This is a genomic window from Dyella kyungheensis, assembly GCF_049913195.1.
Lineage (GTDB): Bacteria > Pseudomonadota > Gammaproteobacteria > Xanthomonadales > Rhodanobacteraceae > Dyella > Dyella kyungheensis.
The window spans coordinates 1,087,376-1,109,788 of sequence record NZ_CP183983.1; the positions used below are offsets into that span (position 1 = coordinate 1,087,376).

General features: G+C 64.9%; 21 protein-coding genes. 16 read left to right on the forward strand and 5 right to left on the reverse strand.

The features are described from left to right. Positions 1 to 90 precede the first annotated feature (90 nt). From def to ACN9MB_RS04640, 4 genes are all read left to right on the forward strand, one after another. A complete protein-coding gene (gene def, locus ACN9MB_RS04625) occupies positions 91 to 627 on the forward strand; it encodes a peptide deformylase (RefSeq protein WP_204636173.1) in 537 nt (178 codons plus the stop codon). A 933-nt stretch (positions 628 to 1,560) separates the two neighbouring features. Continuing rightward, positions 1,561 to 3,558, forward strand: coding sequence for an OPT family oligopeptide transporter (locus ACN9MB_RS04630; RefSeq protein ID WP_204636174.1), 1,998 nt, complete (start codon positions 1,561 to 1,563; stop codon positions 3,556 to 3,558). Positions 3,559 to 3,742: 184 nt separating this feature from the next. Then, entirely contained in the window at positions 3,743 to 6,307 is a 2,565-nt protein-coding gene (gene mprF / locus ACN9MB_RS04635) for a bifunctional lysylphosphatidylglycerol flippase/synthetase MprF (protein WP_426270939.1), read from the forward strand. Next, the gene (locus ACN9MB_RS04640; RefSeq protein WP_426270940.1) at positions 6,304 to 7,083 is read left to right on the forward strand and encodes an AcvB/VirJ family lysyl-phosphatidylglycerol hydrolase; all 780 of its coding nucleotides are present in this window, start codon (positions 6,304 to 6,306) and stop codon (positions 7,081 to 7,083) included. Before mprF ends, ACN9MB_RS04640 begins: the two co-directional genes overlap by 4 nt. Positions 7,084 to 7,196: 113 nt before the next feature. Here ACN9MB_RS04640 and ACN9MB_RS04645 read toward each other — a convergent pair whose 3' ends face one another. Further along, positions 7,197 to 8,192, reverse strand: a complete 996-nt coding sequence (locus tag ACN9MB_RS04645; RefSeq protein ID WP_204636177.1) for an SMP-30/gluconolactonase/LRE family protein — start codon at positions 8,190 to 8,192, stop codon at positions 7,197 to 7,199. Between the two features lie 97 nt (positions 8,193 to 8,289). Between ACN9MB_RS04645 and ACN9MB_RS04650 the strand changes: the two genes are divergently transcribed. From ACN9MB_RS04650 to ACN9MB_RS04700, 11 genes are all read left to right on the forward strand, one after another. After that, positions 8,290 to 9,171, forward strand: a complete 882-nt coding sequence (locus ACN9MB_RS04650) for a LysR family transcriptional regulator (RefSeq protein ID WP_204636178.1) — start codon at positions 8,290 to 8,292, stop codon at positions 9,169 to 9,171. After that, entirely contained in the window at positions 9,171 to 10,328 is a 1,158-nt protein-coding gene (locus ACN9MB_RS04655; protein WP_426270941.1) for an acyltransferase family protein, read from the forward strand. Before ACN9MB_RS04650 ends, ACN9MB_RS04655 begins: the two co-directional genes overlap by 1 nt. 185 nt (positions 10,329 to 10,513) lie before the next feature. After that, positions 10,514 to 11,185 (forward strand): RNA polymerase sigma factor, encoded by a 672-nt coding sequence (locus ACN9MB_RS04660; RefSeq protein ID WP_275586794.1) that lies wholly within the window; start codon positions 10,514 to 10,516, stop codon positions 11,183 to 11,185. Continuing rightward, positions 11,178 to 11,411: a RebB family R body protein gene (locus ACN9MB_RS04665; protein ID WP_199099734.1), complete on the forward strand. Its 234-nt coding sequence runs from the start codon at positions 11,178 to 11,180 to the stop codon at positions 11,409 to 11,411. Before ACN9MB_RS04660 ends, ACN9MB_RS04665 begins: the two co-directional genes overlap by 8 nt. 51 nt (positions 11,412 to 11,462) lie before the next feature. Then, the gene (locus ACN9MB_RS04670; protein ID WP_426270942.1) at positions 11,463 to 12,104 is read left to right on the forward strand and encodes a hypothetical protein; all 642 of its coding nucleotides are present in this window, start codon (positions 11,463 to 11,465) and stop codon (positions 12,102 to 12,104) included. A gap of 52 nt (positions 12,105 to 12,156) precedes the next feature. Further along, positions 12,157 to 14,298 (forward strand): hypothetical protein, encoded by a 2,142-nt coding sequence (locus ACN9MB_RS04675; RefSeq protein WP_426270943.1) that lies wholly within the window; start codon positions 12,157 to 12,159, stop codon positions 14,296 to 14,298. A 25-nt stretch (positions 14,299 to 14,323) separates the two neighbouring features. Further along, positions 14,324 to 14,575: a hypothetical protein gene (locus tag ACN9MB_RS04680; RefSeq protein ID WP_204636182.1), complete on the forward strand. Its 252-nt coding sequence runs from the start codon at positions 14,324 to 14,326 to the stop codon at positions 14,573 to 14,575. A gap of 17 nt (positions 14,576 to 14,592) precedes the next feature. Continuing rightward, the gene (locus ACN9MB_RS04685; protein WP_204636183.1) at positions 14,593 to 15,060 is read left to right on the forward strand and encodes a hypothetical protein; all 468 of its coding nucleotides are present in this window, start codon (positions 14,593 to 14,595) and stop codon (positions 15,058 to 15,060) included. A 73-nt stretch (positions 15,061 to 15,133) separates the two neighbouring features. Next, a complete protein-coding gene (locus ACN9MB_RS04690; RefSeq protein ID WP_204636184.1) occupies positions 15,134 to 15,460 on the forward strand; it encodes a RebB family R body protein in 327 nt (108 codons plus the stop codon). 80 nt (positions 15,461 to 15,540) lie between these two features. Beyond that, positions 15,541 to 15,855 (forward strand): RebB family R body protein, encoded by a 315-nt coding sequence (locus ACN9MB_RS04695; RefSeq protein WP_204636185.1) that lies wholly within the window; start codon positions 15,541 to 15,543, stop codon positions 15,853 to 15,855. A gap of 232 nt (positions 15,856 to 16,087) precedes the next feature. Next, a complete protein-coding gene (locus ACN9MB_RS04700; RefSeq protein ID WP_426270944.1) occupies positions 16,088 to 16,843 on the forward strand; it encodes a Crp/Fnr family transcriptional regulator in 756 nt (251 codons plus the stop codon). 6 nt (positions 16,844 to 16,849) lie between these two features. Here ACN9MB_RS04700 and pyrF read toward each other — a convergent pair whose 3' ends face one another. Continuing rightward, complete coding sequence (pyrF, locus tag ACN9MB_RS04705) at positions 16,850 to 17,662, reverse strand: orotidine-5'-phosphate decarboxylase (RefSeq protein WP_426271888.1); 813 nt, start codon at positions 17,660 to 17,662, stop codon at positions 16,850 to 16,852. 173 nt (positions 17,663 to 17,835) lie between these two features. Further along, complete coding sequence (gene ettA / locus ACN9MB_RS04710; protein ID WP_204636187.1) at positions 17,836 to 19,497, reverse strand: energy-dependent translational throttle protein EttA; 1,662 nt, start codon at positions 19,495 to 19,497, stop codon at positions 17,836 to 17,838. A 206-nt stretch (positions 19,498 to 19,703) separates the two neighbouring features. Here ettA and ACN9MB_RS04715 point away from each other — a divergent pair, with 206 nt between their 5' ends. After that, positions 19,704 to 20,564, forward strand: coding sequence for a DUF817 domain-containing protein (locus ACN9MB_RS04715; protein ID WP_426270945.1), 861 nt, complete (start codon positions 19,704 to 19,706; stop codon positions 20,562 to 20,564). 93 nt (positions 20,565 to 20,657) lie between these two features. Here ACN9MB_RS04715 and ACN9MB_RS04720 read toward each other — a convergent pair whose 3' ends face one another. Further along, positions 20,658 to 21,257 (reverse strand): TetR/AcrR family transcriptional regulator, encoded by a 600-nt coding sequence (locus tag ACN9MB_RS04720; protein ID WP_426270946.1) that lies wholly within the window; start codon positions 21,255 to 21,257, stop codon positions 20,658 to 20,660. Positions 21,258 to 21,260: 3 nt separating this feature from the next. Then, a complete protein-coding gene (locus tag ACN9MB_RS04725) occupies positions 21,261 to 22,352 on the reverse strand; it encodes an alpha/beta hydrolase family protein (protein WP_426270947.1) in 1,092 nt (363 codons plus the stop codon). Positions 22,353 to 22,413 lie beyond the last annotated feature (61 nt).

Sequence of the window (22,413 nt, forward strand, 5' to 3'; positions counted from 1 at the left end):
GCGCGGGCTTCCTGGTCGGCGCGTACACTGGCGGTCTGTCGGCCGCTACGGGCGGCGTTGCCAGATCGATGACGAGGCGAGGTTTTTTCCATGATCCGCGAGATCCTGAAGATGGGCGACCCACGGCTGCTGCGGGTGGCCCCTCCGGTGCCCGACGGCATGATCGGCAGCGCGGAGCTCGATGCGCTGATCGCCGACATGTTCGACACCATGCACGATGCCGGCGGCGTCGGCCTGGCTGCGCCACAGATCGGCGTGGACCTGCAACTGGTGATCTTCGGCTTCGACCAGTCGGAGCGTTATCCGGATGCCCCGGCGGTGCCGCGCACGATCCTGCTCAATCCGGTGATCACGCCGCTGTCGCAGGACATGGAGGAGGGCTGGGAGGGTTGTTTGTCGGTTCCCGGTCTGAGGGGCGCGGTGAGTCGGTATTCGCTGATCCGATATCAGGGCGTGGATCCGCAGGGTGCGCCGATCGACCGCAACGCGGAGGGCTTTCACGCTCGCGTGGTGCAGCATGAGTGCGATCACTTGATCGGGCGGCTGTATCCGTCGCGGATCACCGATTTCAGCAAGTTTGGCTATACCGAGGTGTTGTTCCCGGGGATGGAGCTGGCGGACGACTGAGTTTTTCTCCCTCTCGCCTCCGGCGAGAGGGGTGGGGTGAGGGGCCAATCTAGCCTTGCCGTGTGGAATTGCCGTTTTTTTTGGCTCGTCATCCCGGCGCAGGCCGGGATCCAGAGCCTCGGTGTTTAGTTGTCGCGATACGGCGACCTGGCTCGCCTGCGGCGGGCTTCCGTCCTCCTGCCGGAGGCCGGGTCACTTTCTCTTGCTTGCCCAAGAGAAAGTAACCAAAGAGAAGGGCCCCCCGGATGACGCGCCTTCCGGGCTTCGCCCTCCAGGTGCGCGGGTGGGCTCCGGGGGTTTTCGACAGGGCATCCTGCCCTGGCGAAAAACTGGCCCGCATCCATGCGGGCCACCCTGCGGGCTATCCTCCACCCACCCGCCGCGTCATACGGGGACCCCTGAGAGCCAAGAGCCAAGCCAAGAGCCAAGAGCCAAGAGCAGAGCCAAGAGCTGGAGCGGAGGGCTCCAGATCTACTGTGGGAGCGCACCCTGTGCGCGACAAACCTACGGAGCGATACACCCCGGCGTGGCTGTCGCGCACAGGGTGCGCTCCCACAGAAAGCACGCGGGTTCCCGCGAGCATCCGCCCCTCACCCCGGAGGGGAGAGGGAAAAGAAAAGTGACTCGAGCGGCGGCAGCCGATCGAAACGCCCGCGGCGTAAGCGGCCCGGTCGCGGTACCGCGACATCAAACACCGAGGCTCTGGCCCCCGGCCTAGTCCGGCATGACGACCAAGCGCGGCCAGTCCCAGGCTGACGAGCCAATAGAGCGGCGTCCCGGTGACCCCAAACCCCAACCCCCCGTCAACCCGTTGCGATTCCTGCCAAATCCGGCAACCCTACGCGCTGGCCCGCCCCATGGCGGGCCCGACGTATCCATGCTGCCCCAGGGCGGCGGCCATCAGGGGACCCATCACATGACCGGACGACTTTCGTGAGCGGCAATCTTTCCCAAACCGAAAATCGCAAAGAGCTGACCGTTCGCGGTCTCATCCTGGGCGTGATCATCACGGTGGTGTTTACCGCCGCCAACGTCTTCTTCGGCCTCAAGGCCGGCCTGACCTTCGCCACCTCGATTCCGGCGGCGGTGATTTCCATGGCCCTGCTGCGCGGGTTCAAGGATTCCACCATCCAGGAAAACAACATCGTGCAGACCATCGCTTCGGCGGCGGGCACGTTGTCTTCGATCATCTTCGTGCTCCCGGGCATGATCATGATCGGCTGGTGGACCGGCTTCCCGTTCTGGACCTCGTTCGCCGTGTGCGCATTGGGCGGCATCCTCGGCGTGATGTATTCGATTCCGCTGCGCCGTGCGCTGGTGACGAACTCCGATCTGCCGTATCCCGAAGGCCTGGCCTGTGCCGAGGTGCTGAAGGTGGGCAGCGGCGATGACGCCGATGCCGGCAGCGTGGAAGAAGGCCGTGCGGGCCTGCTCGCCGTGCTGTGGGGTTCGATCGTGTCGGCGGTGTTTGCGGTGATCGTGGCCACGCAGGTCTTCGCCGCCGACTTCGTGCGCTATTTCCGCGTGGGCGACAAGGGATCGGTCAGCGGCTTCGACTTCAATCTTTCCTTCGCGCTGTTCGCCATTGGCCACCTGGTGGGCCTGTCGGTGGGTATCGCGATGCTCATCGGCGCGATCATCGGCTGGGGCTGGGGCGTGCCGCATTACTCGCTGATGGGCGACCTGAGCGCCTCGGTGGCGGATCTGGCCAACGGCACCTGGAGTCACAAGGTGCGCTTCGTCGGCGCGGGCGCGATTGGCGTATCGGCGATCTGGACGCTGGCCAAGCTGGTGAAGCCGGTGATCAGCGGCCTGGCTTCGGCAATGGCCGCCTCCAAGGTGCGCAAGGCCGGCAACGCCGACTCGCTGCCGCGCACCGAGCGCGATATCCCGATCGGCATCGTGGGCCTGATCACGCTGGCCTGCTTCATTCCGATTGCCTGGCTGCTGGGCTACTTCGGCCAGATCAGCGGCCTGGGCGATCACCTGGCCGTGCTCGCCATCGGCGGCGTGGCCTTCGTGGTGCTGATGGGCTTCTTCGTTTCCACCGTGTGCGGCTACATGGCCGGCCTGATCGGTTCGTCCAACAGCCCGCTGTCGGGCGTGGGCATCCTGGTCGTGATCGCCGCGGCGCTGTTGCTGGTGGCGTTCGTGAAGCCGCACGTGGGCGTGGAAGAGGGCAAGGCGCTGGTGGCGTTTGCGCTGTTCATCACCTCGGTGGTGTTCACCGTGGCGGCCATCGCCAACAACAACCTGCAGGACCTCAAGACCGGCCAGTTGGTGGACGCCACGCCGTGGCGCCAGCAGGTGGCCCTGGTGGTCGGCGTGGTGGCCGGCGCGGCGGTGATTCCGCCGGTGCTCGACCTGCTCAACAAGGCGTACGGTTTCGTCGGCGTGGCGGGTGCGGGAGCGCATGCGCTGCCGGCGCCGCAGGCCGGTCTCATTTCGGCGCTTGCCAACGGCGTGATCACCGGCAATATCGACTGGAGCCTGATCATCACCGGCATCTGGATCGGTGTGGCACTGATCATCATCGACGAGATCCTGGCGCGTACCACCAAGCACATGCGCATCCCGCCGCTCGCGGTCGGTCTGGGCATCTATCTGCCCACGGTGAGCACGCTGATGGTGGTGGTGGGTTCGGTGGTCGGCTGGTACTTCGACCGTCGCGCCGATCGCTCGAAGCGGCCGGAAACCACCAAGCAGCTCGGCGTGCTGTTGGCCTCGGGCCTGATCGTGGGCGAGAGCGTGATCGGCGTGGTGATCGCCTTCATCGTCGGCCTGTCGGGCAAGGCCGCGCCGCTGGCGCTGGTCGGCGAGGACTTCGGTGCGGCGGCGCAGTGGATCGGCGGCATCGCCTTCGCGCTGATCGTGCTGGTGCTGTACCGCTGGATCGCTCGCATGGCCAACGGACTACCCACTAAGTCCTGAATCACACGGTCGCGATCCGCCTGAAGCGGACGCGACCGAATGTCATGCCTGCATGCCACGATCGAACAGAAAAGCACGTTGACCGGCTATCCTAGGCGGTCGCGAACGGTTTGCGCGATGGTCATGTGGAGGCGGTAAACGCGTGGTGGAGCAGACAGGGGCACCAGCCCCGATTTCCGGTGAAGTGCTTGCGCGTCCTGGCCTGATGGTCAGGTTGCGCAGGCTTGCCGGTCCACTGCTGTCGGTGGCCATGCTCTGCCTGGCGCTATGGGCGCTGCATCGCCTGGCCAGCGAGGTGAGCTATCGCGAGGTGGCGCGCTACGTCCACGGGCTGGAGAACTACCGCGTCGCGCTGGCCGTGCTGCTCACCGCCGGCAGCTACGGCGTGATGATCCTGTACGACTGGTTCGGCCTGAAGTACATCGGCAAGCGCCTGCCGGGTGCGCAGGTCAGCCTGATCTCCTTCATCAGCTATGCCTTCAGCAATGCGTTGGGCATGGCATTGCTGATCTCCGGTTCGATCCGCTACCGCTTCTACATCCAGGCCGGCCTTTCCACCGCCGAGGTGGCGAAGGTGGTGGTGTATTGCACGCTGAGTTTCTGGCTGGGCCTGTGCGCGCTCACCGGCGTCACCCTGTTGCTGGTGCCGGTGCCGCCATCGTTGCCGCTGGCCAGCTGGCGTCTTCCGGTCGCCGCCGTGCTCACGCTCATTCCGTTGCTGTGGATGGTGGGCAGCCGCCTGCTTGGACGTCCATTGCGGCTGTGGCGTTGGCGCGTGAGCCTGCCGGGCACGATGGTCGCCACGCGGCAGGTGCTGGTCGGTGCGGTGGACTGGGGGTTGGCGGCCTACGTGCTGTATCTGCTGATGCCCAATCAGGTGGACACGGGCTTCGGTCACTTTCTCGCCATCTTCGTATTGGCCCAGATCGCCGGCCTGATCAGTCATGTGCCGGGTGGTCTGGGCGTGTTCGAAGCGGTGATGCTGGCCGGCTTCGGCGCGGAAGGAAACCAGGGCCTGGAAGCGCCCATCCTCGGTGCGCTGGCGGCCTATCGCCTGATCTACTACTTCCTGCCGTTGTTCGCGGCGACCGTGGTCGTGCTGTGGCGCGAAGCGCGTGGCCTGCGTCAGAAGACCTTGCTGGCACCGTGGTTCACCGGGTTGCTGCCGCCCTTTTTTGCGGGCCTCACGCTGGTATCCGGCGCGGTGCTGCTGTTCTCCGGCGCCACCTCGGCCTTGCCGCAGCGCCTGGCGATCCTGCGCGACGTGCTGCCGCTGGCGGTGCTCGAGGTCTCGCACTTCCTCTCCAGTGTGGTCGGCATGATGTTGCTGATCCTGTCGCGCGGCCTGCAGCGGCGCCTCGATGCGGCGTACGTGCTCACGCTGATCCTGCTGGTGCTGGGCGCAGTGCTGTCGCTGCTCAAGGGCATCGATTACGAAGAGGCCACCCTGCTGTCGCTGCTGGCGCTCGCGCTGGCGCCGGCCCATCGGTTGTTCTATCGCCGCGCGTCGATGTTCAGCGCCAGCTTCTCATGGGGCTGGATCATCGCCATCGTGGCGGTGCTCGGCTGCGCGGGCTGGCTGGTGGGTTTCAGCTACAAGCACGTGGAATACAGCAACAACCTGTGGTGGGAATTCAGCTTCTATCACGGCGGTGCGCCGCGCGCGTTGCGCGCGCTGGTCGGCGCGACGGCGGCGGGCCTGTTGTTTGCGTTGGCCAACCTGATCCGTCCCGCGCGTCCGCATTTGCAGCTTCCCAGCGAAGACGATCTGCAGCGCGCGCTGCCGTTGATCAAGAACTACAGCTCCGCCCAGGCGCATCTCGCGCTGATGGGCGACAAGACGCTGCTGTTCGATGCCGACAACCGCGCCTTCATCATGTACGACGTGGAAGGACGCAGCTGGGTCGCCATGGGCGATCCGGTGGGCGAGGACGAGCAGGCGCGGCGCGAACTGGTGTGGACCTTCCGCGACCAGTGCGAGCGCGCCGGCGGCTGGCCGCTGTTCTACCAGGTGCGCCAGGACGACCTGGACCTGTACCTCGAAGTGGGCATGAACTTCCTCAAGATCGGTGAAGAAGCCCGCGTGGAACTGGCCGGCTTCAACCTCGACGGCAAGTCCAAGAAGGTCTTGCGCAACACCATCAACAAGCTCACCCGCGACGGCATGCGCATGGAGATCGTGCCAGCCGATGCGGTGCCTGCGCTGATGCCGCAGCTGAGGAAGATTTCCGATGCGTGGATGCGCGACAAGGGCGTGCGCGAGAAAGGCTTCTCGCTGGGCACGTTCGATCCGGCCTATCTCGAGCGCACGCCGATGGCGCTGGTCTGGCAGGGCGAGGAACTGGTGGCGTTCGCCAACCTGTTCCTCACCGACAACAAGGAAGAGGCCTCGCTGGACCTGATGCGGCACCTGCCGGACAGCACGGCTGGGATCATGGACTTCCTCTTCGTCAACCTGATGCAGTGGTCCAGGCAGGAAGGCTACCGCTGGTTCAACCTGGGCATGGCACCGTTCTCCGGCCTGCAGAACCGCCGCAGCGCGCCGCTGTGGAGCCGTGTTGGCGCGATGCTGTTCGGGCGTGGCGAGCGCTTCTACAACTTCCGCGGCCTGCACAAGTACAAGGACAAATTCGACCCGGTGTGGGAACCTCGCTATCTTGCGGTGCCTAACGGCATTGCGTTGCCGCTGGTGTTCGCCAACTTGGCGAGCCTTATTTCGGGTGGACTGTCGGGCATGGTGCGCCGTTGAAACGACTCTGGAAGTGGTTTGTTCTCGTTCTGTTGATCGCTGCCGGTGCGGGCCTCTGGGCCTGGCAGCCGTGGCATCACGCCAGCATGGAAGAGTCGCTGGTGCGGGTGCCGGCGCAGCCGGGCGTCACGCCGCTGGCGGGCCGCGAGGACGTGGTGGCGATCTTCTATTCCGGCGACGGCGGCTGGCGCGACCTCGACCAGTCGCTGGGCAAGATCATCGCCTCGCACGGCATCCCGGTGCAGGGCGTGAGCCTGCTGCAGTATTACTGGCGCAATCGCCCAGCCAAGGAATCGGCCGTCGACCTGGATGCCTTGATCGCGCAATCGGTCTCGCAGCCGGGCAAGAAGCGCGTGTGGTTGATCGGTTTCTCGTTCGGCGCCGACGTGCTGCCTTCGGTGATCGATCAGTTGAGCCCCGAGGGCCGCGCGCGCATCGCCCAGGTGGTGCTGCTGTCGCCCAGCCACGACGTCAACTTCGAAATCGAAATGGAAGGCTATATGAAGGAGGGCTGGTGGAAGACGCACACCCAGGACTTCTTCCAGTGGCTCAATCCCGTGCAGCATTACGATGCCCTGCCGCCGCTCGAAGCACTCGACGGCCATCCGCCGGTGGTGTGCTACTACGGCGTCAAGGACAAGGACGATGCGCTTTGCGCCGATCCGAAGTTGCCGGGCTGGATCAAGGTCTACGAAAAGACCGGCGACCATCACTTCGACTACAACTACGAAGGGCTGGCGCAGCAGATGATCCACGATCTGCCGGCGGCGCAGTAAATAGCCTCTCCTCTGTGGGAGCGCACCCTGTGCGCGACAAGCCGACGAGGCGGTGCACCCGGGTGTGACTGTCGCGCACAGGGTGCGCTCCCACAGTCTTCTTCTGGTGCCGCTCAGTTCGGCAGCGGCACCGATTCCAGATCGAACGGCACATGCCGTGGAATGCCCGCATCGTCGCCCTTGTGCGCAAACAGCAGGCCGTACTTCGATTCGATGAAGTAGACGCGGTGATGGGCGATCACGCCGCCGGACGGATCGTTGAGTCCGGCCACCAGCGTCTGCAGCGAACTGGCGCGATCGCCCGACAGCGTGGCCAGCGAGATCTGCCCGCCGTAGGGGCCGTCGTGCCCGAACGCATTGCTCTCGAAGATGACCAGACGGTCAGGACCTGCCGTGCGAATGCCGTCGGCATTCTTCAGCGTGCGTGGCATCTCGATGCGCGTGACGGCGCTGGCGCTGCCATCGGATTGGATGTCGATGCGCAGCAGATACGATGCAGCGGTCACCGTGCTCACGTACACATGGTGGCGATCAATGGCGATGCCGTTGAGCTTGAAACCTTCCGGACCCGCGCTGAAGGCGGTGTCTTCCTTCCACACCTGCAGCGCGGCATCACCGTCGCGCCAGCGGAATACGCGCGGTTGGAACGAGTCGGTGACGTAGATGTTTCCCTGCTCGTCCTGGGCGAGGTCGTTGCAGTAACCCTTGTCGGGCAGCTCGTAACTGGCGCGCGGCGCGCCGGTGGCGAGGTCGTAGCTCTTGAGTGCGCTCGGCCGGGTGGGCACGGTGGTGTAGCCCAGCGTGCCCGAACAGATCCACAGCAATCCACGACGTGCATCGACCAGCACGCCTTGCCCGTTGGACAGTCCGTTGGAACCGGGCTTTACCAGCACCTCCGCCTGGTCGGCGCCGGGCTTCAGTCGCGCCACCGCGCCCTGGCGCCAGCTGCCCACGTAGAACGAGCCGTCGGGACCCACGGCAGCGCTTTCGGGGTACCAGTCTTCGGGCAGCGAGCGCGTGGACGGCGCCACGTCAGCGGCGTGGCCAGTGGCCGCCCAAGCCAGCGAGCAGGCCAGCGCGAGGCGGCACAGCAGGGTCGAGGTCGTCATCGCGGTACTCCCTAGGAAATGAGGCAGGGATTGTTGGCGGCCGCTCCTGGTTTATAAATGCGCTTCTGCTTCCTTCACTTCACAGTGAGGCTTTGGAATGGATCGTCTGACCAGCATGGCGGTGTTCGTTCGCACGGTAGAGAAGGGCAGCTTTGCGGCAGCGGCCGAGGAGTTCGGCCTCTCGACCACCATGGTCGCCAATCATGTGCGCGCACTGGAGCAACAACTGGGCGCGCAATTGCTGGAGCGCACGACGCGCCGCCATCACCTCACGGAAATCGGCACGGCCTACCTTGAGCGCTGCCGCGACGTGCTCAGCAGCGTGCAGGCGGCCGACCAGGTGGCCGAAGCCTTGCGCGCGGTGCCCCAGGGCACGTTGCGGGTCACGGCGCCGGTGACCTGGGGGGCGCACCGGTTGATGCCGGTGATCGGTGCCTATATGGCCAGCTATCCCAAGGTGCAGGTGGAACTGAGTCTCAACGACCGCGTGGTCGACATGCACGAGGAAGGCTTCGACGTGGCGATCCGCTCGGGCCCGCTGGCCGACGATGCATTGGTGGCCCGTCCGTTGGCACCATCGCGCATGTTCGTCGCGGCCAGTCCGGGCTATCTGGACATCCACGGCATACCGCAGCAGCCCGGGGATCTTGCCAGGCATGCCTGCCTGGGCTTCATGGCGTGGGGTCGTCATCACCACTGGCGGTTCACCCAAGGCGAGCGCCGCGTGGAGGTTCCCGTCGAAGGGCCGCTCGTGTGCAACAACGGACAAGCCTTGTTGACGGCCGCGCTTTGCGGTGTCGGTATAGTCGTTCAGGCAGATGTGTTGCTTGCGCCCTCGATCGAATCCGGCCGGCTGGTGCGTCTGCTGCCCGATTGGGAACTTCCGGTGCGGCACCTGCATATCGTGCGTCGTCGCGAGACACGTCCGACCGCGAAGCTGCGTACCTTCGTCGATTTCGTGATGGAGAAGCTGGCTTGATGGATGCCGTAACGAACGACCATGCCATGCGTCGCAACACCGGTATCGACCTGCTGCGCGGCCTGTCCATTTTGCTGGTGGTACTGCACCACATCGGCCTTCGCATGCCGCTGCGCAAGACGGCTCTGCTCGATGTATTCCCCAGGACGCTGCTGAGCGCGCTCAATTTCAACGGCTATGAAGCCGTCTTCATCTTCTTCGTGATATCCGGCTTTCTCATCGCGGGCAACGCGCTGCGGCGCAGTGGCTCCCTGTCGAACATCGATCTGCGCGCCTTCTATGCGCGCCGCTTCTCGCGCATCGCACCGTGCCTGGTGTTGCTTGTTGCCGTACTCAGCCTGCTGCATCTGGCGGGCGCAGCCGATTACACGATCGACAGGGCAGGGCAGTCGCTGCCGCGCGCCATCGTGGCGGCGCTGGGTTTTCACTTGAACTGGTACGAGGGCATGACCGGTTACCTGCCCGGCAACTGGGATGTGCTGTGGTCGTTGTCGATCGAGGAAGTGTTCTATCTCGGCTTTCCGATCGTTTGCCTGCTGACGCGACGCAGCTGGATCCTGGTGCCGATGCTCGTGCTGCTCGCGCTGTCGCTGCCGTGGACACACGCTGCGCTGGCTGGCAACGAGATCTGGCAGGAGAAGGCCTACCTGCCAGGCATGGCGGCCATCGCCACCGGCGTGCTTGGTGCATTGATCGTGCAGCGATGGTGCAGCGTGTCGCGCGGTATCGCATGGGCGCTAGGCATGACCGGTGCGCTCGGCCTTTATCTCGTGATGTTCGAAGGCAAGCTGCTGTGGCAGACGATGCATGACGGTTACATGCTGGTACTTACGGCGGCGGCGTTGTGTCTGGTGCTTGCCAGTGTCTGGACAACAGGCGTCACACCGCGCCGTGGACTGGGCTGGCTGCGCTCGTGGGGACGCTTGAGCTACGAGATCTACCTCACCCACATGTTCGTGGTGTACGGCACGGTGAGGATCTTCAAGGCGATGGGTGGTGACATGTCGCTGGGTTTCCTTTGGTATGTGCCGGCGCTTGCCTTGTGCTGGTTGCTTGGACACCTGGTGGAGCGCTACGTATCGACGCCTGCAGAACGTTGGCTTCGTGCAAGGTGGGTGGGCACGCCGACAGCGATGCTCGCGGTTGCCGCGGAATAGACAAATTCGGCAAAACGCCGCGCGTTTCGCTATTGCTTACGATGTATGCCGAGCGAGATTTGTTGCGCCAGTTCTCAGCTTCAGTGCCTGCGGCAGCAGCGCAAAAACACCTGTCACGCAGGGAACAGCTAACGCGTCGATGCCCATGGACACTCGCGCACTCTCATTGACGGGAGTGCGGAGCGATGGAGTGCAGGGCGGATACCGGCATCGACGCGAGGTTCGAACAGGCCTGGCGTGCGCATCAACCCATGCTGTTGCGACGAGCGCGCCGATTGAGCGGCGGCCATGCGGATCGCGCCGACGAACTGCTGGCGGCCACCGCGCTCAAGGCGCTGCAGTTCACGCGTCATCGTCCGCATTTCATGGAACATCCGAAGGGCTTCCTGTTCGTTGTCCTTCGGCATGTCTTCGTCGATGGCGTGCGCCGGAGTGTGCGTGAAGGATTGGTATTCGACGATAGCGTCGACGTGCACGACGGCAAGATGGCCGTCGACGGTTATGCCGCGCCTTCCGCGATGCAGCGGCTGGAAGTGACCCAGCAGATCGCCTGCATCGAAGCCGCGCTGCGAACGATGAGTCCCGCCCAGCGCCGGCTGTTTGCGTTCCGCTTCATCGACGACTTGCCCTATCCGCAGATCGCCGAACGGCTGGGCGTCAACCAGCCCCTGCTGCGCAAGCGCGTGCAGCTGATACGCGACCGGCTGCGCACGGAAGTCGGTCGCGCCGCCACGCCGCGAGAGGAATCGACGCGCGCCACGGTTTTCACAGTCGTCGATGCCCGTCGTTATGAGAAGGGCAGCGGCCAGCGCCGCGACCTGCCAACACCGCCGACCAAAGGAAACAGTCATGGCTGACCCTCAAGTCAACGCCCAGATTACCGATGCCATTACGCAGACGAACGTGAAAGTGGTTGCGGAGGCACCGGCTCAAGCGATCGCGGCGCTCTATCAGGTGGCCAGTCATTCGGCGGGCCTCTCGTTGCAGAACGCGGTGCACAGCCAGCAGGCGCTCAATCAGATCTCCAACGCCGTGGTGTCGAGGGCCGTCGCGATGATCATGTCCATCGCCGACAAACCCTAGACGACTTTTCGCGAGTGGGATTGGGTTTTGGCGTAAGAGAGGAACGCGTACATGGCCTTCTGGTCGAAATGGATCTCGGGCAACCGGTCGCCGCGCGCAGCCAGCGGCGAAGACGATGGAGGGAATGCCGGTACGCCCGCGCAGGGGCCGGCACCCGCGCCGGCACCTGCACCGGCACCGGCACCGGCACCATCGCCAGCGCCGCCACCACCGCCGACGAATGTGCGTTCGCTGATGACGGAACGGATGCTGTCGCAAAACCCGTCACCGCCGAACACCGATGCACTCGCACCCGCCATCGTGCAGGCGGTGCAGTTGAGCAACGCGGAGACGGCCAGCTATGCGCCTTCGCAGATCGCGCTGGGTCCCGACATGATGATCAGCCAGGCGTCGGGCCTGGTGGCGCAGGCGGCAGCGAACTATTTCGATGGCGTGAGCAAGCTGGTGTTGGCGAGCCAGAGTGTGTTGCTCAAGCAGATGACCCAGGCCTTGGCCGAGCAGAACCTCGAACAAGCCGGCGAAGACGCGTTGGGCATCGTCGCCACCGACCTGCTGATGGGCGCCGCAGCCGCCGTGGCTGCTGCCGCCGGCGCGATGGAAGCGGAGTCCGCCAGTTTCGCGATCGATCGCATCGACCAGAGCATCGCCAAGTACAGCAGCGTGCTGGCCGCTCGCAAGACGCCACCGCAATAAGCCGGACGGCAAGCAACGCCGCCTCTCGACCCACGCGTTACGAGGAGTTCCCATGGCCTATTTCACGCTTTCGTCGCCGACCCGAGTATTCGAGTACCCATACGATTTCCACAGTCACCTGGGCGGCATCCTGCCGGTGCGGAGCAAGAACGTACCCTCGCTCGCCAGCTGGCTGGCGGGACCGAGCGACGAGAAGGGCGAGCAGGCGCTGTTCGAACAAGCGCTGCGTTACATGCTCGAGTCCAACCCCTTCGAGCTGTTGGCGCACCGCGCCGACAAGACCGGCTATGAGCGCGGCGAATGCACGGCGGAGAACATCTACTTCGCCAGCGTGCTGATCGCCCAGCGCATGCAACCGCGTGAACAGATCGATGTCTTGCCGGTCACCGATCCGGCGTTGTATCGCGCCGCCATGCAGTCGGTGCAGGCCGCCATGGCAAGTAACGGCGAAGATCGGGACTGGATGCTAGCGCTGATGCGCTACTTCAACGGCAAGATCTACTCGAGCAACAAGTTCACGCCGTTCGACGACGCCTACAAGATGCGTTCGAGCCTGGTCGACCGGGTGAGGGCGGGCAAGGACGGCGAAGCAAAGTACATCGGCTGGATCGACGCGACGCTTCAATACCTGAAGACGCAGGGCATCAAGCATATCCAGATTCCCGCCAGCGCCAGCGACATCGATGCGCTCGATGCGCAGGTCGCGTTGTTCAACGCCCATCAGAACACCGAATACCGCGTGCTCGTGCATACCCCGTCCGCCTACGTGAGCGGTCGCCGGTTCGCCGATGAGCTGGAGGCGATCCTCAAGAAGCTGCTCGAGGAGAAGTTGAAGGTGACCATCGGGTTGGATGTGCTTGGCGTGGAGAATCGCGTCGCCAACTACGAGGTCCTGTTCGACTTCCTGCGCAAGAACCAGGACACATTGACCGAACTGCTCAGGGACAAGCGGTTGCGTTCGGTGATCGTGCATATCCACAACGGCGAGGGAGCCAGTGCCGCCGCCGACCATCGCTCGATGGTCGGCTATTACCTTGCGTACGGCGATCCTGCGCCGGATGGCGACTTCTACAGGGCGCTGGCCGCGTACATCAGTCGCTGTGTGCAGACGGCGACCGAGCGGCGCGCCACCGAGAGCGCGGGCAGTCGTGGAGCGCCAGGTTATGGCGCAGGCATGTTCTCGCGCCTGTTCGACGAGCTGTTCATCAGCAATTCGTTGACCTACCGGGGCTGCCGCCTGCGCCGCTTCGACGTCAACGGCGAGCGCAGCCGCGAGCTGGCGGCCTACAACGGCAAGCGCAGCGTCATGGCCTTGAGCGAGATGTTCGACGCGCCGGTAACGAAGGGTGAGGACGGTAGCTGGTACGAGCTGTTGACGGGCGTGGATTCGCCATACACCTTCCGGCTCGGGCACGACTACTACTACCGCAATTTCATGGCGGCGAAGTATCCGGTGATCGCCTTCGACACCAATCTCGGCAGCAACGCCATCACCGGAGCGGCGGGCCTGTTCAAGTCGGCGGAGTCCTATCGGATCAACAAGGGCTTCCGGCATCTGGACGGCTATATCGACACGGACGTGCTGGTGGCGGCATCCACCTCGGTGGCGTACATGTTCAGCGATGCGCTTACCCAGGAGCAGATCGAGTTCTTCTTCGAAGTGAGCAAGCTGGAGGGGCCCATCGACGCCGTGCTGAGCAAGGACAACGTCGCCGAAACGATCCATGGCTATCTGCAGACCGCGCTGGGGCCGCTCGCCAGGTTCGTCGACGAGAACGATTACAAGCGCTATGTCCGCCTGGTCTCGGGCATTGTCGGGACCTCGGCGCAGCCCTCGGTTCGCTACCAGGCCATGACGCGGGTGTACGCCGTATTCCAGAACTGGCGCTCGTACTTGTTGGGTGCCGACGGGCAGGGCGTCGAGCACAGCGATATCCAGGACGAGTTCGTCCGCATGGTCCTGATGGTGGCCTACAACCTGCTTCCGGTCGGGCAGAGCGTGTTGAGCACGGACACGCTGTTCGACCTGCAGGCCCTGATGGTGCTGATGGCCGATTGCTACTGGATGCACACGGTGGGCGATTTCCGCAAGGAGGTCAGCTGGGCTGAGCGCAACATCGAGAAGCTCGAGGGTTACCAGTCCCCGGCGTCGGTGGTGAGCCTGCAGCGCGGACAGGTGTCGCAGGGTTCGTAAATCGTTGGCACGCAGAGGACATCCCATGACCACGCCATCCGGCGACGAGATCGTGAACGACTTCACCGGGCGCGGCTTCGGCGAACTGGCCGCACCTCGCAAGGCCTCCTCGCCTCCGGCAGCAGCCCCGGCGAAGAAGCCTTCGAGAGCGCTCGTGCCCATCGCTGCGCGCAAGCCGGCATCGCATGCCGATGCACCGGGACAACGACGCAAACGCACGCGCGAGCAACGGCTGGTGCTTGCACTCGCCCGTCTGCTAGCCGCGCGCATGCGCTGAACGCCGGAGATCTCCCCATGATCGCGATCGACCAGGACAAGCTCGACGGTTTGCGTGAGCTGATCAAGTTGCTGCTCGCACTGACGCGAGCGGAGCGGCCGCGCGCCGTCTATCCATACCCGCCTTATATGCCGCCGCCGCAGCCCGCGCCGCCGGTGCCATCGCCGCCCGGCTCGAGCGAGGGAGGCATGAGCCTGGTGCGTGCGGCGGAGATCGTCGAGCGCGGCAGCGCGCACGCGCTCCAGGCGATACGCAACGGCACCGAGGAGGCCCGCAAGGCGCTCATGCAGCTGGCCGAGCAGCGCGACGTCGAGCAGCAGGCGGTGGAGCAGGTGATCGAGGCGGTGGCATCGCTCAAGACCCTGCAGCACCGGCACAAGCATCAGGGCGAGAACGTCGCGCAGGAAACGCCGCCGACGTCGCCGCACGCGCACGCAGCCGGTCCGCACGACGCGCAAACCGCGGGCACGCGGCGCAAGCGTTGATTCACGCGGGCTCGTTCCAATCGTTTCACTTTCATGTACGGGAACGCCGTACCCACCCAGAGGAGCACTCAACATGCCTATCCCCATTTCGGTCAATTCGCAGATCACCGACGCGGTCACCCAGTCCAACGTGAAGGTGATCGCCGAAGGTCCGGCCATGGCCATGGGTTCGATCTTCCAGACCATGGCGCATTCCACCGGCCTGCTCTACGAGAACGCGGTGTCGGCCTCGCAGCAACAGAACACGCTGTCGCAGGCCTCGACCAACCAGGGCGTGATGCAGATCTACAGCCTCGATACCACTGCGACCGCGGCGGCGACGGAGAAGGTCGCGCAAGGCGGCGTGGCCGACAACCTCACCAGCCTGATGAGCGTGATGAGCGCCTTCAACAACCAGTGACGCCGGTGCGCGCCTGGTGCGCGCGCATCGTCAACCGTTTTTTATCGCGGCACAGCCGCTTCATTGCATGGAGTTGAATCATGACCGTGAACAGCCAGATCACCGATGCCGTTACCCAGACCAACGTGAAGGTCGTCGCCGAAGCGCCGGCCATGGCGATGGGTTCGATCTACCAGACCATGGCCCACTCGACCGGCATCCTGTTCGAGAACGCCGTGGCGGCACAACAGCAGCAGAACTCGCTGTCGCAGGCCGCCGCCAACCAGGGCGTGATGCAGATCTACAGCCTGGACACCACCGCCACCGGTGCCGCCAGCGAGAAGGTGGCGCAGGGTGGCGTGGCGGACAACCTGACCAGCTTGCTGAGCGTGCTCAACGCGTTCCGCAGCAGCTGAAGCGATCGGCCGGGCGGGAGCGGACGGGTACGCCTGTCCGTCCCGCCGAGACGGGCGTGGCGATCACGCTACCGTTATCGGCGACTAGGCAGGTTATGGAGAACAAGACTCCCGGGCCAGCGGGCTGGATGTCGGTTCCCGCGGGTAGTTCGGGCACGAGCGTTCGATAGTCGGGACGGCGCGGTCCGCATCGAGGACGATGCATGGCGCTTGTCCTTAGGGGGCAATCAGCATGGAACTGGCTACGCGGCACGCGTCGCGCACGGTCGTGCGCAGCGGCCGTTCGACAGTCTTGGACGCGGAAGGGCGCCGCGCCTTGCTTGCGCGGTCCGAATTGTTTGCCGGCCTTCCCGCCCCGGTGCTGGACGATTTGGCCGAGCGTTCGCATGGACGCTACCTGGACAGCGGCGAACTGGTCTTCCGCAACAACGATCCCGCCGATTTCGCCGCCTTGGTAGCGGAAGGCGCGGTGTACGCGATTCTCTACGGCCCGGACGGGCGCGAATTGATCGTGGACATGGCCGGCTCCGGCCAGGCGATCGGCGAGGCGGCATTGCTGGGCGCGAGTGTTCATCACTTCACCGCCGTCGCCGTCGGCATGGCGACCGTGTTGCTGCTGCGTCGCGTGCATCTGGCGAGGCTGCTGACCGAGCCGCAGTTCCTCAATCGCGTGCTGCTGCTTCTGGCCGCACGCGTCAGCCGCACCGCGAAGGCGCTGGAAACCATGTGCCTGTACAGCCTGGAATCGCGGCTGGCGCGTTACCTGCTGGATGCGGCCGAGCGCGACGGGCGTGGCGTCGGGCAGATCCAGTTGCCGCCCACGCAGGGCATTCTCGCTTCCATGCTCAACGCGAGCCGGCCCAAGTTGAATGCGTTGTTGCAGGGCTGGCAGCGCGCGGGATTGATCAGTCGCGAGCGCAACGTGCTTTACGTGCACGATTTCGAGCAGCTCCGACGCAAGGCCTGCGCGCCGGAGCGTCGCCTTTAGCGCAATTCAGCGATAGCGGTTGATGGTGTCGCGCAGATCCAGCGCGGCGTCGCGCGCTGCCTGGGCGAAGTCCTCGCCATTGCCGGCGTAGAGGATCGCGCGCGACGAGCTGATCATCAGGCCGGTGCCGTCGTTCGTGCGGCCATGCTTGAGCACGGCTTCCACGTCGCCGCCTTGCGCACCGATGCCCGGCACCAGCAACGGCATGTCGCCGACGATGGCGCGCACCTTGCCCAGCTCTTCGGGCCAGGTCGCACCGGTGACGAGGGCGCAGTTGCCGTGCACGTTCCAGTCGCGCGCGATGGTTTCGGCCACGCGCAGATAGAGCGGCAGCCCGCCGCAATCGAGTGCCTGGAAATCCGCGCCGCCCGGATTCGATGTGCGGCACAGCAGGATCACGCCCTTGTCGGCACGTTCGAGGAACGGCTGGGCGGAATCGCGGCCCATATAGGGGTTGAGCGTCACGGCATCGGCACGGTAGCGATCGAATGCCTCGCTGGCATAGTGCTGTGCGGTGCTGCCGATATCGCCGCGCTTGGCGTCGAGGATCACCGGCACGCCGGGATGCTTGTCGTGGATGTGCGCGATCAATCGCTCAAGCGCGTCTTCGGCTCGCAGCGCGGCGAAGTGCGCGATCTGTGGCTTGTACGTGCAGACGACGTCGGCGGTGGCGTCGACGATGTCGCGGCAGAATTCGAACACCGCGTCCGGGCGACCCTTGAGGTGCGCGGGAAATTTCGCGGGCTCGGGATCGAGACCGACGCAGACGAGGGAGTCATGGTCAGCCCATGCCTGTTGCAGGGATTGCATGAAGTGCATCGGGTTTTCCTCGTCGCTGCCTTTCACTCCCTCTCCCCTCCGGGGAGAGGGTTGGGGTGAGGGGACAATCTTGCGGTATCGCTGATTTGAAATCTGGTTCTTTTGAGGAACGGGGCTAGCCGTGCTCCTCACCCCAGCCCTCTCCCCGGAGGGGAGAGGGCGCAGGAGCGGGCTTACGCCAGCTTCTTGTACTTCACACGATGCGGGCCGGCGGCTTCGTCGCCGAGACGGCGCTTCTTGTCGGCTTCGTACTCGTTGTAGTTGCCCGGGAAGAACTCCACGTGGGAATCGCCTTCGAACGCGATGATGTGCGTGGCGATGCGATCGAGGAACCAGCGGTCATGCGAGATCACCATCGCGCAGCCCGGGAATTCCAGCATCGCGTCTTCCAGCGCACGCAGCGTTTCGACGTCCAGATCGTTCGACGGTTCGTCGAGCAGCAGCACGTTGCCACCCTGCATCAGCGTCTTGGCCAGGTGCAGGCGACCGCGCTCACCGCCGGACAGGCTGCCCACCATCTTCTGCTGGTCGGTGCCCTTGAAGTTGAAGCGGCCGATATAGGCACGCGACTGCAGCTCGTAGCGGCCGATGGTGATGATGTCGGCGCCGTCGGAGACTTCCTGCCACACGTTCTTGTTCGGATCGAGGCTGTCGCGCGACTGGTCCACATAGGCCAGCTGCACGGTGTGGCCGAGCTTCACTTCGCCCTGGTCCGGCTTTTCCTGACCGGTGATCAGCTTGAACAGGGTCGACTTGCCGGCGCCGTTCGGGCCGATCACGCCGACGATGGCGCCCGGCGGGATCTTCATCGACAGGTCGTCGATCAGCAGGCGATCGCCAAAGGACTTGGACACGTTCTTGAACTCGATCACTTCCTGGCCCAGGCGCTCGCCCGGCGGGATGTAGAGTTCGTTCGTTTCGTTGCGCTTCTGGTACTCGACCGAGTTCAGCTCTTCGAAGCGGTTGATACGCGCCTTGCCTTTGGACTGACGGCCCTTGGCAGCCGAACGCACCCACTCCAGTTCGCGCGCCAGCGCCTTCTGGCGGCCCTTTTCGGCGGCTTCTTCGCGGGCCAGACGCTCGCTCTTCTGTTCCAGCCAGTCGGTGTAGTTGCCCTTCCACGGGATGCCGCGGCCGCGATCGAGTTCGAGAATCCACTCGGCGGCGTGCTCGAGGAAGTAGCGATCATGGGTGACCGCCACCACGGTGCCCGGATAGTTCTGCAGGAACTGCTCCAGCCAATCCACCGACTCGGCGTCCAAATGGTTGGTGGGCTCGTCCAGCAACAGCATGTCCGGCTTGGACAGCAGCAGGCGGCACAGCGCCACGCGGCGCTTTTCACCACCGGACAGCGGCCCGATCTTGGCATCCCACGGCGGCAGACGCAGCGCGTCGGCGGCCACTTCGAGCTGACGCTCCAGGGCATGCGCATCGTTCACGGCCAGGATGTTTTCCAGCTCCTGCTGTTCCTTGGCCAGCTTGTCGAAATCGGCACCGTCTTCACCGTAGGCCGCATAGACCTCTTCCAGGCGCTTCTGCGCATCGAGGATCACCGACACGCCTTCCTCGACCGCTTCGCGCACGGTCTTCTCGGGATCGAGCTGCGGTTCCTGCGCCAGGTAGCCGACCTTGATACCCGGCTGCGGGCGGGCTTCGCCCTGGAAGTCAGTGTCCACGCCGGCCATGATCTTCAGCACCGTCGACTTGCCCGCGCCGTTCAAACCCAGCAGGCCGATCTTGGCGCCGGGGAAGAAGCTGAGCGAGATGTCCTTGATGATCTGGCGCTTCGGGGGAACGATCTTGCTGACCCCGTTCATGGTGTAGATGTATTGCATGGAACCTCCGGCGGCGTGCACCTGGCCGGCCGCGAGGGCAGGCAGTGCGATCAGAGTGGGTGTAAACCACTCATTATAGCGGTTTGTGGGGTCGCTCCGGTGACGGTTGCCCGCGCCCCGCGACCGTTCCGCCCGAGTTTTGCCCGATCGCGCCCCTGCCGTCGCCCAGGCCCCGGCCATGCTGGGCTTTTTCCGGGAGCAGGCCCATGGACAGGACCCCCGCGCTGGCGCCGCCGTCTTGGCTGCGCGCAGTCCACTCACTGGACGAGGGCGCAGCCCGCTGGGCGCGCGTGCGGGGATCGTGGGCCGTCGCCCTGCACGAACTGGTGTGCTTCGGCATCACGCAGGCAAGGGCCTGCCTGTTCGGCGGCTGCATGCTCGCTTTGTTGGTGGTCACCTGGGCTTTTTATCCCGCCGGTGCGTGGCTGGCGCGCTACGACTTCCTGGTGTTGGCGGCGCTGGCCATGCAGGGGGTGCTGATCGCGCTCGGGCTGGAGACGCGGGACGAAGCGAAGATGATCCTGTGCTTCCACCTGGTCGGCACGGCCATGGAGGTGTTCAAGACGGCCATGGGCTCCTGGGTCTATCCCGAAGCGTCGTTGCTGCGCATCGGCGGCGTGCCGTTGTTCACGGGATTCATGTACGGCGCCGTGGGCAGCTATATCGCTCGCGCGTGGCGGTTGTTCGAATTCCGCTTCGTCCGCCATCCCCCCTTCTCGGCAACGGCATGGCTCGCCTTGGCGATCTACGTGAATTTCTTCACGCATCATTTCCTGCCTGACGCCCGCTGGCTGCTGTTCGGGGCGCTGGCCGCCTTGTTCGGCCGCACATGGGTGTTGTTCCGCGTGCGCCATGTGTATCGCAGGATGCCGCTGCTGCTCGGCTTCGTGCTGGTGGCGCTGTTCATCTGGTTCGCCGAAAACCTGGGCACGTTCGCCTCCGCATGGCGCTACCCCGCGCAGCGCCACGGTTGGCAGCTGGTGCCGCTGGACAAGCTGGGCGCCTGGCTGTTGCTGATGGTGATCAGCTACGTGCTGGTGTCGGCGGTGGCGAGGCGCAAGCGATAAACCCCTTTGTAGGAGCGCACCCTGTGCGCGACGGCCACGCCGGGTGTACCGCTCCGTAGGTGTCGCGCACAGGGTGCGCTCCTACAGAAGGCTTCAGCGCACGGGTTTGGCGGCGTCGAACACCGCGCTGACGGTGCGCGTATGCAGCGAAGCGGCGTCGTAGCCTTCGGGCAGCATGCCGGCGATTTCCAGCATCACCGCGCCATGCAGGGCGGCCCAGATCTGGTGGCCGAGAATGGCAGCATCGGCGGCGACGGTACCCTCGGCGATCATCACGTTCACGTGCGCGGCGATGGTGGCCCACATCCGGTCGTGCGCCTGCCGGTAGGCGGGGTCGTCCCGCCGCGTCTCCGGGTATTCGAACATCAGCCGATAGGTCGCCGTGTTCTCGCGGGCAAAGGCGATATAGGCATCGCGCACGGCGCGGCTGCGGGTGCGGCCGTCGCCGGGGGAGTCCAGCGCGCGTTCCAGGGCTTCGGAAAAACGGTTCAGGCCGCGCGTGCGCACGGCCGTGATGATTTCTTCCTTGTTGTCGAAGTAGCGATAGGGCGTCATGGTGCCGACGCCCAGTTCGCCAGCCAGGCGCCGCATGGTGACGGCGGCCGGGCCTTCTTCGACATAGATCTTCGCCGCCGCTTCGCACAGGCGTGCGCGGAAGGCTTCGGTTTCCTGCTCGCTGAGTGCCTTGGGCACGCGTCAGTCCTTTACGTCCAGCGTCTTGCGGAAGAATGCCAAAGCGTCGGCATTGACCTGTTCATGCACCTTCGCACGGTCCACGCCAGCCGGGTCGACGCACATCGCCGGGATATCCTTGGCCAGCTCGGGCGAGCAGGGCGGCAGGAACACCCAGTGGTCGGCGTGCGGCACTTCCTTGACGGCATACAACGTCTTGATCAGCGGCTGGATGTGCTTGGCGTTCGCTTCCGGCGGCAGCACCGTGTCGTTCTGACCGTAGTACAAAAAGACCGGGATGTGCACGTTGTCGAAGCTGTGCTCGTCGAAGATCAGGCTCAGCGGCGCCATCGCGAAAACCGCCTTCACCCGCGGATCGGCAGTATCGCCGTACTTGCCCAGCTGGGCCTGCATCGCGTTGAGCACCTGCTCCATGGTCTTGCCTTGCCTGGCGGCTTCCGCCTTGTACTTGTCGGCTTTGCCACAGACATCCTGGTTTTGCGGATAGTGCTGGCAGAAATCGACGAAGCGGACGAAACGCGGTTTGGCGCCGGCGACCATCAGCGAGGTGTAGCCGCCCGCGGAGAAACCGGCCACGCCGATGCGGTTCGCATCGATCAGGGTTTTCCACTTCGGATCGTCGAGCAGGGTGGTGATGGCGGATTTGACCTGCACCGGGCGCCCCGCCAGCACTTCGATCTTGCCGACCTTGCTGGTGTCGCGGAAGTAGTCGCCCAGCTGATTGAGCGTGGCGACCACGAAACCGTGGCTGGCGAGGTAGGCGGCCAGATCGTGGTGGCCCAGATTGCTACCACCATTGCCGTGGGAAAGGATCACCAGCGGCTTGGCGCCTGGGATGGCCGGCGCGTCAGGGGTGGCTGCGACGTCGTAGGGGCCGAACGCCGTGGTGCCGGGTGTGGGCTGCGAGGAGGGGTAGAACACATAGCCCCCGGTCGGCTTGCCGCTGACCGGATCGGGGATCTGGATCGCGCTGATGCCCACCCCGGTCACACCGGAGGCGAAGGCGGTCAGGGGCAGCAGCAAGAACAGGGTCAGGGCGAGCGCGTGCAGCAGGGACAGCGGGCGCGCCGGGGCGCGGGACGGCTGGATCGGCATGGCGAAACTCCATGGGCTAGGTTGCGTGCGATGTACGGTACATCGTACGAAACGTGGACGC